Annotated in this window: 9 protein-coding genes and 1 pseudogene; 6 read left to right on the plus strand and 4 right to left on the minus strand. The window is 48.6% G+C overall.

Annotation, left to right across the window (positions count from 1 at the left end):
• Window positions 1-316 precede the first annotated feature (316 nt).
• The 4 genes from AC3G2T_RS02495 (at window position 317) to AC3G2T_RS02510 (ending at window position 7900) form a co-directional block, all read left to right on the plus strand.
• On the plus strand, window positions 317-5527 hold the full coding sequence (locus AC3G2T_RS02495) for an S-layer homology domain-containing protein (protein ID WP_488434397.1): 5211 nt from the start codon (window positions 317-319) through the stop codon (window positions 5525-5527).
• A 467-nt stretch (window positions 5528-5994) separates the two neighbouring features.
• Complete coding sequence (locus AC3G2T_RS02500; RefSeq protein ID WP_474684089.1) at window positions 5995-6597, plus strand: TetR/AcrR family transcriptional regulator; 603 nt, start codon at window positions 5995-5997, stop codon at window positions 6595-6597.
• A gap of 106 nt (window positions 6598-6703) precedes the next feature.
• Window positions 6704-7258: a hypothetical protein gene (locus AC3G2T_RS02505; RefSeq protein ID WP_488434398.1), complete on the plus strand. Its 555-nt coding sequence runs from the start codon at window positions 6704-6706 to the stop codon at window positions 7256-7258.
• 3 nt (window positions 7259-7261) lie between these two features.
• Window positions 7262-7900: a GNAT family N-acetyltransferase gene (locus AC3G2T_RS02510; RefSeq protein ID WP_488434399.1), complete on the plus strand. Its 639-nt coding sequence runs from the start codon at window positions 7262-7264 to the stop codon at window positions 7898-7900.
• On the opposite strand, the gene AC3G2T_RS02515 is transcribed toward AC3G2T_RS02510, so the two are convergent.
• Complete coding sequence (locus AC3G2T_RS02515; RefSeq protein WP_474684092.1) at window positions 7895-8302, minus strand: DUF6855 family protein; 408 nt, start codon at window positions 8300-8302, stop codon at window positions 7895-7897. The genes AC3G2T_RS02510 and AC3G2T_RS02515 overlap by 6 nt on opposite strands.
• Before the next feature lie 146 nt (window positions 8303-8448).
• On the opposite strand from AC3G2T_RS02515, the gene AC3G2T_RS02520 reads away from it, so the two are divergent.
• Together AC3G2T_RS02520 and AC3G2T_RS02525 are read left to right on the plus strand one after the other, a co-directional pair.
• A complete protein-coding gene (locus tag AC3G2T_RS02520) occupies window positions 8449-9045 on the plus strand; it encodes a TetR/AcrR family transcriptional regulator (protein ID WP_474684093.1) in 597 nt (198 codons plus the stop codon).
• 60 nt (window positions 9046-9105) lie between these two features.
• Window positions 9106-9981 (plus strand): annotated as a pseudogene (locus AC3G2T_RS02525) (NAD(P)-dependent oxidoreductase); the annotation flags it as partial.
• Between the two features lie 27 nt (window positions 9982-10008).
• Here the strand turns inward: AC3G2T_RS02525 and AC3G2T_RS02530 are convergent.
• The 3 genes from AC3G2T_RS02530 to AC3G2T_RS02540 all read right to left on the minus strand — a co-directional run bounded on the left by AC3G2T_RS02530 (window position 10009) and on the right by AC3G2T_RS02540 (window position 12284).
• The gene (locus tag AC3G2T_RS02530) at window positions 10009-10200 is read right to left on the minus strand and encodes a hypothetical protein (RefSeq protein WP_488434400.1); all 192 of its coding nucleotides are present in this window, start codon (window positions 10198-10200) and stop codon (window positions 10009-10011) included.
• A gap of 21 nt (window positions 10201-10221) precedes the next feature.
• Complete coding sequence (locus AC3G2T_RS02535; RefSeq protein ID WP_488434401.1) at window positions 10222-11508, minus strand: VWA domain-containing protein; 1287 nt, start codon at window positions 11506-11508, stop codon at window positions 10222-10224.
• Between the two features lie 248 nt (window positions 11509-11756).
• Window positions 11757-12284, minus strand: a complete 528-nt coding sequence (locus tag AC3G2T_RS02540) for a DinB family protein (protein WP_488434402.1) — start codon at window positions 12282-12284, stop codon at window positions 11757-11759.
• Window positions 12285-12289: the final 5 nt, after the last annotated feature.

The raw sequence follows: 12289 nt of genomic DNA on the forward strand, positions 1-12289 counted from the left end.
ATATACCATACCGCTCTGCGGAATATGGGATGTCAGCCGGCAGTTTGTCCCCCTTGTTAGCTCCAGTCTTTATTTCTTGTGAGAATCTTGTGAGAAGTCTTTGATACAATGCCTAGGAACAATGCACTATCTGGGAAGTTGTGGAAATTCTAATTCGACATTTTTTTAACGAGTGAGATTTGTCCTAAAGCAGATAGTTACCGGAAGCTATATCTCCGAACAGGGAGGCGGGAGGGCGTATTGGGACTGAGGCATTCGAACAAGTAAGTTAACCGTTTATCAAATAATGCATCAGAAGGAGGAGAAAGGAAATTTGATGAAAAAGTGTATTGCGACCATTCGAGTGATCGTGTCATTGATGCTGCTATTTTCTTTGCTCAACTTGAACCAGGAAATGATTGTGAAAGCAGCCCCTGCTGTAACGGGAATCAAGTTTACCCAGTCAAGCTATTCGGTGGACTTGGGGGAATACAAGCCGCTTCAGGTTATGACCGTACTTTCGGACGGTTCAACGGGTGACGATGTAACGGCTTCCAGTACTTTGTCAGACGATAGGAGTACGGGCATATATACTGAGATAGTTGGTACCAGCGTGAAAGGAATATGGCCAGGCACGACGAAGCTTACTGCGACTTACAACGGTTTCACGGCTAAAGCGGATGTGATAGTAAGTACAACATTAGTTCCGCCGAAAAACCTGCGATTTGCAACCGTTGGTATAGGAGAAACGGGGATTCAATTCGATGACATAGTAAGTGCTACAGGGTCAAGTCGCGGCTATAAGATATATGTCAATGGAGTACAAGTTTATAAGGGTGCTTTATCCCAATCTAACTGCCCGAACGACTTTAAATGCACGATATACTATACCTTAAATCCGGCGACAAAGAATCCCACGCAAGATGTCTATGTCACGGCCTATGAGGTGCGGATGTCGAATAGTGATATTGAGTCGGCTGCAACGAATACGTTGAAATTGCCGATCCCGGTAAATGCTGCAGTCGATAAAACTTTTTACCAGATATCTGTTGGGGAAACGGCGCAAATCAATTGGAAAGGGCTGCAGTTATCTGAGAATTCGTATGTACAAGCGGATGACCCGATCCTTGGCAACTTAGGCAATAAAAAGCCGACATACACTCCTTCAGCGGATGGCGATACGTTTGACGACAGCATCATTAAGGTCGATCAAAACGGGTTGATCACAGGCGTGAAACCTGGGAATGCTACTGTATTGGTTAGCTATCCGGCCACTTATTATAAGTCGACATTGGTTACTGTTCGAGTGGTAGGCGCTCCGCTTCAAGCGCCTGTACTTTCTGCAGCGGCAGGCGACAAGCAGGTGCAGCTAAGCTGGAATGCTGTAGACGGTGCAACGTCATATTGGGTTTATCGGGTTAATGAGACAGGACAGAAATCTGTAGACAAGCAAGGAAACGAGCTGGATCCAAGTCAATCGGCACAGGGAGTAGTGGTGTCAAATACTACATTGACAGCTGTTACGGATACGGGTTTGATTAATGGCAAGACGTATCATTATATGGCGATGGCTATTAGTAATGGTGTAGATCCAGGGGTTTCAAAAGTTGCAGCGGCAACGCCGCAAGAGGGAGCAAGCGCTCCGACGGAGCTTACGGCAACGGCGGGAGACAAGAAAGCGACGCTGTACTGGAAAGGGGTAGTAGGCGCGACTTCCTATAAGATTTATCAAGGGACAGAACCAGGGAAATATGGCAATGAGGCAGTAGCGACAACGCCAGATGGAACGACGACGAGCGTGGAAGTAACCGGCTTGGACAACGGGACGAAATATTATTTCGTGGTGAAGGCGGTCAATGAAGACGGAAGCAGCGAGAATTCCAATGAAGCGAGCGCAATATTCCTTCTTCCGCCAGAGCTAGTAGCAACTCCGGTTCCGGAGTACGGACAAATCAGTCTGGAGTGGAATAGGGTAGCAGGCGCAACCTCCTACGAGATTTATCAACAAGAACCAGGGGGATATGTGAAAATAGCGTCAACGCCAGAATTGAGCTTTGATGTGAAAGATTTGACCAATGGAAACACCTACTACTTCGTGGTGAAAGCGGTCAATGCAGAAGGCAGCAGCGAGAATTCCAATAGTGCCGGCGGAACGGTGACGGCAGCAACTTCGCCCGCAGTAACAGCGTATTCGCCAGTCAACCATGCGGCGAATGTGCTGATCGACAGCGATTTGACGATTACTTTTAGCAGAGATGTGAAAGCGGCAGTCGGCAAAAAGATTTATATCCATAAATCAAGCGATGATAGTGTTGCTTATACACTTACTGCGAATGATATTACAAAAGTCAATGTGTCCGGAAAGAAAGTAACGATCAATCCGAACATGATGGTGCCTGACAGCGCAGGATATTTGGCATACAACACACAGTATTACGTGCAGATTGATGAGGGCGCGTTTACGGATGCAGCAGCGGGAAAACCCTACGCAGGCATAAACGATAAAACCGTGTGGAGCTTTACAACGGGAGCCGCAGTCCTTCTTGATACACCAACGGATGTAAAAACGAGCAACGTAACAACAAATAGCGTGACGATCAGTTGGAGTCCGGTAAAAGGTGCGGCGAAGTACATCGTGTATGTGGATGGCAAACCAACGTCCCCAGTTACAACAACGCCTAATGCGGTACTTACAGGTCTCACGCCGCCAGGATCGGAACACAAATTCAGCGTCGCAGCGGTGTCTGAAGATAATGTTCAATCGGAGCGTTCCGGTGAAGTGTCTGCAACACTGCTCTCGTTAGGCGTGCCTTACCTGGATTCAACCGAATACCAGCTTAACGTCGGCGAGAAGCATCAAACCGTCGTGAGCGTTGTTGACTCGGACAGCACGGTACACGATGTTACCTCCATGTTCACATTTACATCGAGTAACTCGACAGCAGCAACAGTAGACAGCACTACTGGGCTTGTCACAGCCGTAGGCGGCGGACAAACGACGGTCATTCAAGCGGTATATACGGATGCGTCCGGAAACAAGACGACGCTCCAGGCTCATGTAACCGTTGCGGGCGATTTGGACCACTTGGTACTGGACATCCCGGACTATCCTATCAAAGGTAAAACGTACGATTGCATCGTAACTGCGGTATATGTTCCGCCGGCGAAGCCTGAGGATGTTACCGGCAAAGCAACCTACGAGTCCTCCGATCCGTCGGTGGTTACTGTAGATCAAACCGGACGCATTCAGATCAAAGGCAAAGGCACCGCAACGATCACTGTGAAGTATGGCGGGAAGACCGTTTCCAAAACGATTACAGTCGTTGATGCGCCATATGATATGACTCTTGCAGCGACGCCTAGCTCTGTAGTCGCGGATGGCAAATCGCAAGTAACCTTGCGCGCAACCGTGAAGTCAGCCATTACGGGAGAGGCTGTGAAGGGCGTTCCTGTCGTCTTCCATTTTGGTAACGGGACATTGGCCGATCAAACGGCTGCCACAGATGAACAAGGTGTAGCCATTCTCACCTTTACCGCACCGGCGTCGCATAGCACCAAGCCAATGACTGAAACGATCGCGGCAACGGCTAAAGACCCTGTGTCCAACATTACGCAGTCTGAAAAGATAGATCTGAGTTACACACCGGCAGAAATTGCAGGGGTGGTAACGGATCACGAAGGCAAACCGGTCACAGACGCAACAGTTACCGTCGAGGGCATAAACGGATTTGTCGTTACGGTGAAAACGGGACCGGACGGTAAATATCGTATCCCGGTTACTGATGGAAACGTAGAGTACAAGGTGACGATTCAGACCTCACTCAAGGTGAAAGACAAAACGGTAGCCGTAACGACTACGCAAAACGCTAAAGTCGGCGAATTGAATGGGACGGGTCAAACGTTCAAACCCGAAAATCGCATTAGCGGACAGCTAGGAGTCAACCATGGGAATTCGAACGGTACCGATCCGCAAGACCAAACGTTAGAAAAGATGTTTGGCGCAGGGAAAGTAAGTGCGGTGGTACGACCAGCCGGGGATGATAAAACAGACATTGCAACGGTCACGCTGGATAACAGCGGAAATTTCTCCGTAACTAATGTTCCGCAAGGCCAGTATAAAGTTACGTTTCTGATTGAGGCTGGGGACAAAACGTTAGTCGGTCCTTCGGTATCGGTTACGTTGACAGACAATGCCGGGCAGACGGGAGTCGTATACTCTTTGATCGACCCCTATGGCGTTGTAACGGATGCGGCCGGTAAGCCGGTGAGCGGTGTCAGCATGAACCTGTATTGGGCGGATACGCAGCTCAACAAAGATAAAGGTCGTACCCCTCATACATGGGTAGACCTTCCGACGCTGCCGAACTTTGAACCGAATCAAAACAAAAACCCGCAAGTAACGAATGCAGCCGGTGAATATGCATGGATGGTATTCCCGGAAGGAGATTATTACATTGTAGCGAAAAAACCAGGGTTCGACGATTACAGCACGGTATCAGCCAAGGTGAATCAACCGGCGGATGCCGGGTCCGACAGCTATATTAAGGACGGCATCATTCACGTCGGAAAAGACATCGTCAAATTAAACTTCACGATGAGTCAAACATCGACTTCCGGCGGAGGATCAAGCGGCGGTACGTCAAGCAGCGCGCAAAGTGGCGGCGGAGATGGAACTGCAAGTAACGTGCCTGGCGGATTAGCGGCCGGCGGTGCCACTTCCACCGGCGCAACATTGAGTTGGAACGCAGTAACCGGTGCAACTTCATATAACATCTATGACAATGGGAAGTTGATTGCTTCCGGCGTCAAAGGTACAACATATGAACTGACCGGGCTGCTTGCCGGATCGAATCATAAGTTTACAGTCACTTCCGTGGTCAATGGTTCCGAATCGCAACCATCCAAAGCCCTTGAGATGACTACAGCAAAAGAATCCGGTCATCATGAGAAGTATATCGAAGGATACCCGGATGGAACATTTGGTCCGGAGCGCAATGTGAGCCGTGAAGAACTTACGATGATTCTATATCGCCTCTATCATTTGGCGGGTACGGCAGCATTAAACGACATTCATTACTCGGACGTAACAGCTGCGGATTGGAGTGCTCAAGCCATCGCAGCGGTGACGAAAGCAGGCTTCATGGATGGCTATCCCGATGGCTCATTTTTGCCTAAAAACCAAATTACAAGAGAAGAAATGGCGAGTGTTGCAGCGCGTCTGAAGCATTTGAAGGGAAGCGAAGCGAATGCATTCCCGGATACGGCGGATAGCTGGGCTCGTCAAGCCATTAATGCTGCAGCACAAGCGGGCATTATGAAAGGCTACGAGGATGGCGGATTCCGATCAAAAGCAAAAACGACACGTGCCGAAGTCGTCACCATAATGAATCGATTGACAGGCCGTGGTCCATTAGTAGGGGTTACGAATCCGACTTGGTCTGACGTTCCTCAAAATCACTGGGCGTTTGGACATGTCGAGGAAGCTTCCCGGGATCACGACTATATTCTGGGTGGCAACGAAGAGCATTTATCCACTCCGAACAAGTAAAACAAGGCTGCTCGGAAATGTTTAGAGACTGCCGGCAAAATGGGTTGAGGATTATATTCTCGGCCCATTTTGTTCTTATTATGGAACTTCTGACCTAATTCATCATATAGGGACTATGTTGAAATAGCTAAGGGGGATTTTTGGTGATCAATAGTCTAAATCCTTGGTGGATCATCGTGGGCATCATTTTGTTTGTTTGTGTCCTTCTGGGCGTTTTTAAGGCGCTTATACAGGATAGGCAGAAAACGTAGAATCCTATCGATCGTGCAGCGGATGCTGATGAAGGCCAAGCTGATCGACAACAGAAATTCCAAATAACAGACAGATAGCGTTAAGCGGGGCCGTCTGAAGGCAGGTATGATGCTGAAAGACGGCCCCACTTTTTGTTGTCAGAAGCGTTTGTTCACTAAAAAATTATTGACTGTCCGTGCGGTCAGTTATATAATGGCGGTGAAAGGAGGATACAAATGACAGCAAAAACAGTCGATAAGCGCATGGAAAAAGGCGAGCAGACGCGAACGCGCATTTTGCACGCGGCCATAACCATCATTGCCGAGAGCGGCATTAAAGAAGTATCCGCCGCCAAGCTGGCAACCGCCACAGGTGTGAGCAAAAGCAACATTTTCCACCATTTCAAGTCTATAGATGAAATACTAATGAGCGTGCTGCATATTATCTTCGACGATCTCCTTGCACCGATGTCTGCGGAATACCTGGACTTGGACAGATTTTTGGATACGTTGGGGCAATCCGCCGCCCATGTGCCGGAGCAGTATCGCAACATTTTCAAAGCTTTTTTCTCGTTTTACCACGAGGGGATGTTTCATCCCGAATATCAAAAAGCGCTGGCTTCATGCACGGACCAAATTACGGACCTCATTTGCAAACAGCTTGTCCGTTTGTCCCCCAAGCCCTTTACGGAAGAAGCGCTCAAGCCGGTGGCGACGCTGCTATTAACGCTGACGGACGGCATGGGCTTGCACTGCTTGCTGAACGGAAACGACGCCCGGTATGAAGAGGCATGGCGGATTCAGGTACAGTTGATCGGAAAGTTTTTATCAGAGCCGTGAGCCATTCTTATGTGGTAAAATACCCATCCAGGATGGGTATCTATGGATATAAAACTGACCGCATGTACGGTTAGTTTTATAAATTAAAAAATCGGAGGCAATCAAAATGAAAAACGTTGAAATTCCAAAATTTTTTCATGAAGTATTCGGGAAAAGGTCCACAGTATTGGAGCTTGTTTTAACTCTATTTTTTGGGGTGGGCATGAGCGCACTGCTGCTTGTATTCACACATGCGGAGTGGGAGGGGCTCGAAGCTTGGAAAATGATCGTCATCGTACTTCTGGCGCTCGATATTACCGGCGGAGTCATTGCCAATTTTACACTCTCTACGAATAATCATTACAAAGCCAGCCCGCGAGCGCGGATCGTATTTATTCTGATTCACGTGCAGCCGATTATTTTGGCTTGCGTGTTGTGGAATCATTTTGCCGTCTGCCTGATTGCTTGGGGATACACGATTGCCTCATCTTTTATAGTAAATGCGCTCATCAAGCATCCGGCCCAGCGAACGATCGCTTCCGTTTTTGCGGCCTCCGGGTTCTGCGGACTGCTGTTGTTTTTTGCATCCGTTCCGAAATTCGTGCTCGTCATATTGCTTTTGTTTATGTTCAAGGTCATTTACAGCTTTGCAGTCGATCATTATGCCGGGAGGGAAGTATAGACGATGGACATTCGGAACCGATCCGTCACCCGAGAAGTCATGCGTTTGGAAAAAAAGCATAAGCCCCAGGCATTGGACATATGGTCGCAAGCTTTTAGCCATGATCCCATGTTCCAATACCTGTTTCCGGGCGAACAGCATGCCATGTATATGCGGCACTTTTTTGACTATATATTTGATAAAAGTTTTTTATTGAAAGAAACGCTTCTCGGCATTGCGGAAGAAGGCGTGCCGATTGGCGCGGCCAGCGTCGAACAGCCGAACCGGACAAAGGGTGCGGGATTTCTGCTGAAGCCGTCGTTCATGTGGCGGTCCATACAACTTTCTTATCAAATTCCGAAGCGATCGTTCGCTTTCATCCAATCCTACATGCAGTTCACCGAATCCGTCCGGCCGAAGGAGCCTCATCATTACCTGGTATGCATTGGAGTCGACCCCTGGTATCAGGGCAAAGGGATCGGCAAAATGCTTTTAAATCACATCCACGAGCTCGCAGACAACGACCCGTCTTCCACAGGTAACGGCCTTGATACGGAAAATCCGGAAAACGTCAAGCTGTACGAACGCTTCGGATACCGGGAGGTCGACAGCAAAAAGCTCGGAGACATTACCGTTTACTGCATGTTCAGGCCCAAATCATAGAGCCCGCATGCGATTGTTCCTCGGGTTGTGCTCGACCTCAGCCAGTCCCAGCTCTTCGAGCAAAGGAGGCACATACATGCCAAAGCGGCCGCGAAACCCTTTTTTCAAGCCGTACCAGCCGCCGATCGGATTATCGGCCGAACGGCCCCATGCTTCGACGGTGCCTTCTTTGGCGGGCTTTTGCTCGTCCGCGCTGCCAAGTTCCATCCAGTCACCGTGGTTTTTAAGCATCGCGTGCAGATCGGCAATGCAGCGGTAGTCATAGTGCAGCACTGTTTTGCCGACTGTGCAAACTAAAATTTCGCTGCCGTCCTTTTCGGCTTTGTACATTTCATATTCGGATGTTTGGGGTGGAGTTTGCAGCTTCCACGGATTTTCTTTCGTTCCTTTTTCAGCGGACATGTCGTTTCTCCTTTAAGAGGCGTTTTCAATCTTCTATATTATACAACATTTGAAAGACCTCAAACAGGCGGAGGCCTGACCGGATACAAGAAACGGAGGCTTCCTTTCGCATATCTGGACTGATCGTTCCGTATATGGTAAGCTTAATGGCAGAGGAGGTGAAATCCATCGCCAGGACAAAAGAATTTGACAAAGACCAAGCGCTTCACCAAGCCATGCTGCTGTTTTGGAAGAAAGGATACGAGGCGGCAAGCATCCCCGACCTGCTGCAAGCTATGGGGCTGAGCCGTTCCAGTCTTTACGACACTTTTTCCGACAAACACGCTCTGTACATTGCCGCGCTCGAACATTACAAAAAAATCAGCTTCGACAAGCGGGAAATTCTTGAGCGCGCATCCGGCGTGAAGGAGGGGATCAGGCAATTTTTTGCGCGGCACATCGCAATGGCATTCGATCCGGGCCGTCCGGGCGGATGCTTCGTCACGAATACGGCCATAACGATGGACTCGCCGGATGAACGGATAAACAAGCTGGTCAAAGAAAGCTTTGTAAATTTGGAGCAATCTTTTTACGAGCTTCTGCAAAGGGGACAGCAATCCGGGGAAGTCGGCGAAGACACCGACACTCGGGCGCTAGCGTGCTTACTGCTTCATCTCAATCACAGCATTAATGTGATGGCCAGGGTGGATGCCGATGAGCAAGCCATTAAACAAATGATCGATATGGTTATCAGTAAGCTATAATTTTTTTTGGTTATTCAGGAATGATCGTTCCGTTATTGGGCGTACAAAAAGAATGGAGATGATGCAAACATGAAAATAGCATGTATCGGATTTGGCAATATGGGCTTTCCCATGGCACAAAACTTGCTGAACGCAGGCCACGAATTAATCGTATACAATCGTACTTATGCCAAAGTGGAGCCCTTCATTGCGCAGGGGGCACAGTATGCCGAAACACCGCGGGAAGCGGCAAAAGAGAGCGATATAGTCATCACGATGCTTGCCGACGATGCCGCTTTGGAGCAGGTCGTGATGGGGCCGGACGGAATTATGCACGGACTGCCGGAAAAAGGCGTTCATCTGTCCGCAAGCACGATCAGCGTGGATATGGCGCGGAAGTTGACGGCGGCGCATGAAGAGAGGTCGCAATATTTTGTATCCGCGACAGTGCTCGGACGCCCGGATGCGGCCAAGGCGGCCAAACTGCGGATCATTGTGGCCGGCCCTGAAGAAGCGCGGCAGCGTGCGATTCCGATATTGGAAACGTTGGGGCAGGACATATTCGTGATCGGCGATCAAAGCGAAAGCGGGAACGCCGTCAAAATCGGCGTGAACTTCCTTATCGCGTCCATGCTGGAAGCTTTGTCGGAAGCGCATGTAATGGTGCAAAAGCACGGCGTAGAGCCTGCCGCATTTATGAACGTCGTGAATGCGCTCTTCCAATCACCGGTGTATCAAAATTACGGCGCCATCATGACGGAACGCCGCTTCGAGCCAGCCGGCTTCAAGATGAAGCTGGGCTTGAAGGACGTCGAGTTGGCCGTCAAGGCCGCCGCTGCCGTCGATGCTCCGCTGCCTTTGGGCCGTCTGCTGCAGGCGCATTTTGGCGAAGGCATAGCCCGCGGCTACGGCGAATTGGACTGGACGGCGCTGATCCGCTGTCTGGAGGAGCCTTGATTTTGCTCCCCTTCTACGGGAATGCTGTCAACCTCCAAATTTCTCAGGCTCTTCGACTTTCCAAGAAATAACTTCGCCGCATGCCAAGCAAACCGTTGCGATTAACCTGGATCCGGTAGTGAAAAACTTATTTACGGGATAAAGCCTCGCATCTCCTTTTAGCTCGCCCAAACCGACGGACTTCCCCCCGCATCTAGGGCAACCATCATTTTCTTTCATGGATAGTTCCTCCTTAGGGTACTATTTCTTTAAAATTCGCTTTTTCCGAGCCGCCTCAAGCCAACTTGGGAATTCCTGGAACAACCTGTCATATAATTCGTCATCGCTAACGGAATCGAAGTCATCCAGAGCAAAAAAACTGGCGTTATCAACCACTCTTCCAGGCAAGTTGTCCAGCTCTTCCAAGACTCCATAACCTCCAAATCCTAAACCGACGAATTGCCAGAATATGTTGAACTTCGAGCTTTCAATTAATAAGCTGGATATTCTTCTTGTATCATATATGCCTCCGTCGCTGAAAAAAATAATATATGCGGGCAGCTTTTTGTTGCGTGATTCTACAGTATATTTTTTTATGACATCTTTCATAACAACAGACTCGTCATTTCCATTTCCGAGACTGCCCGTTCTGTGGGTGCGGGTAATGTAATTTTTATAATCGGCTGCCCTTACGCTACCTGCCCGCTTGCATTCATCGGCAAAAAACCAAACATCCAGCTGTCCGTCATCATCCATACTCGCAGCAATGGCTAATATTTTTTCAAATGCCCGTTGGACAACCCCGCTCTCATACAAATCATACATGGAACCGGAATCGTCAAACACGACCGCGACGCGGGCTTTCTGCCCGGCAATATTTTTTTTGCCCAGAGATACGTTAACCTTTTCTTTAAGCAGATCGATTTTACTTAAATTTATTGTGGGTTCCGGTTTAGGCGGAGCGGCAGGGGGCGGCGGGGCAGGAGGGGCCGGCGGAGCAGAAGACTCGACCTCTAATCCGTAATTTGTACAAAGATCGGCTAACCCGCCAAAAAAGCCGCTGCCAATCGCGTTGAATTTCCACTCTCCGTTATGGAGGTAAAATTCCCCGACAACTACAGCAGTTTCCCGAGTCAGCTCGGACCCAAACTCAAAGGTGTAATGAGACTGGGGATTTGCTGCATTCCTAATTTCCAAGCGGATTTGCGATATTTGATCAAAATAATACCCTAATTGATCGCCTTCATGGATAGTCAAGGTGATAGCGATCCTATGGATGGGGGATTTTAGAATTGCCCAGTTAATATTAAAACTGCCTTGCTCTGCGTGATCGTGCTTGGTATAAGAAACCGCCGAGTCCGCACTTAAAGGGTTTCCGTAAAATATAAAATTTTCATCCCGCTCACACTTTCCGGAATCGGACAGCAAGAAGGCGGAAGCATCGACTTCCATGTTCGGATTTCTTGATTTCCAACTAAGCCGCACAGAAATATCGTTAAATCCCCATTGTTTTGTAACATCGACTTTTTGTCCTTTTTGCAAGTTCATCCATTCAATCTCCCAAATAGTTCCCCATCGGTTGGGGTACTGGCTATAGCTGGTCGGTCTTGTGGCCTATGGGATCATTGCAATTGTTACAATAGTAAAATTATACCACAACATCATGAAATCTCGCATCGGAACGAGAGAAACGTTGGGGAATTTGTCGAAAATTCCCTGAGATCGTCAATGAAAAAAGATCAAACCCCGCTTCAGTGAAGCCTGCATGCGGGATCTGATCTTTTTCCTGAATGTCATCATTTCTTTTTCAAAATGCCTAAATATTCTATCCAAGGCCCAACGTCCGTCCTGTACCTTTCAGCCATGACCCGTACGATCTGAGCCATGTGCGTTAGATCATGAACGACCCACGTAGAGAGCAGCTCTCTTAACTTCACTACACCGAACGCAGGGTGGGAACCCGTCAATTCAAAATGCAGCTCAGGATCGATAAGATCCTTAAGCTTGGCTATGTTCGAGGCTCTAATCGTTTTGAATTCAAGCAGCTTTTGTTCAAACGACCTTCCAGAGCTTTCATTTAAGTGAGAATAACGATCGAATGGGGGAAAGGGCTTGCTGTCGCCTTCCTGCAAAATAAATTCCAGCCTTGGTATCCAGTTTAATTTCTCTCCCTCAATGAGGTGCTCAATCACTTCAGAGACGTTCCAGGTTCCTTCGCCTTCATTGCATTGCAGCCATCCATCGGACAAACCCGATAAAAAATACTCCAACGTTTGCGGCGTTCGCTCCAGAACCTCAATAGCTTCTTTCATATTAAGATTCATCTAAC

The sequence above is a fragment of the Paenibacillus sp. sgz302191 genome, assembly GCF_057749925.1.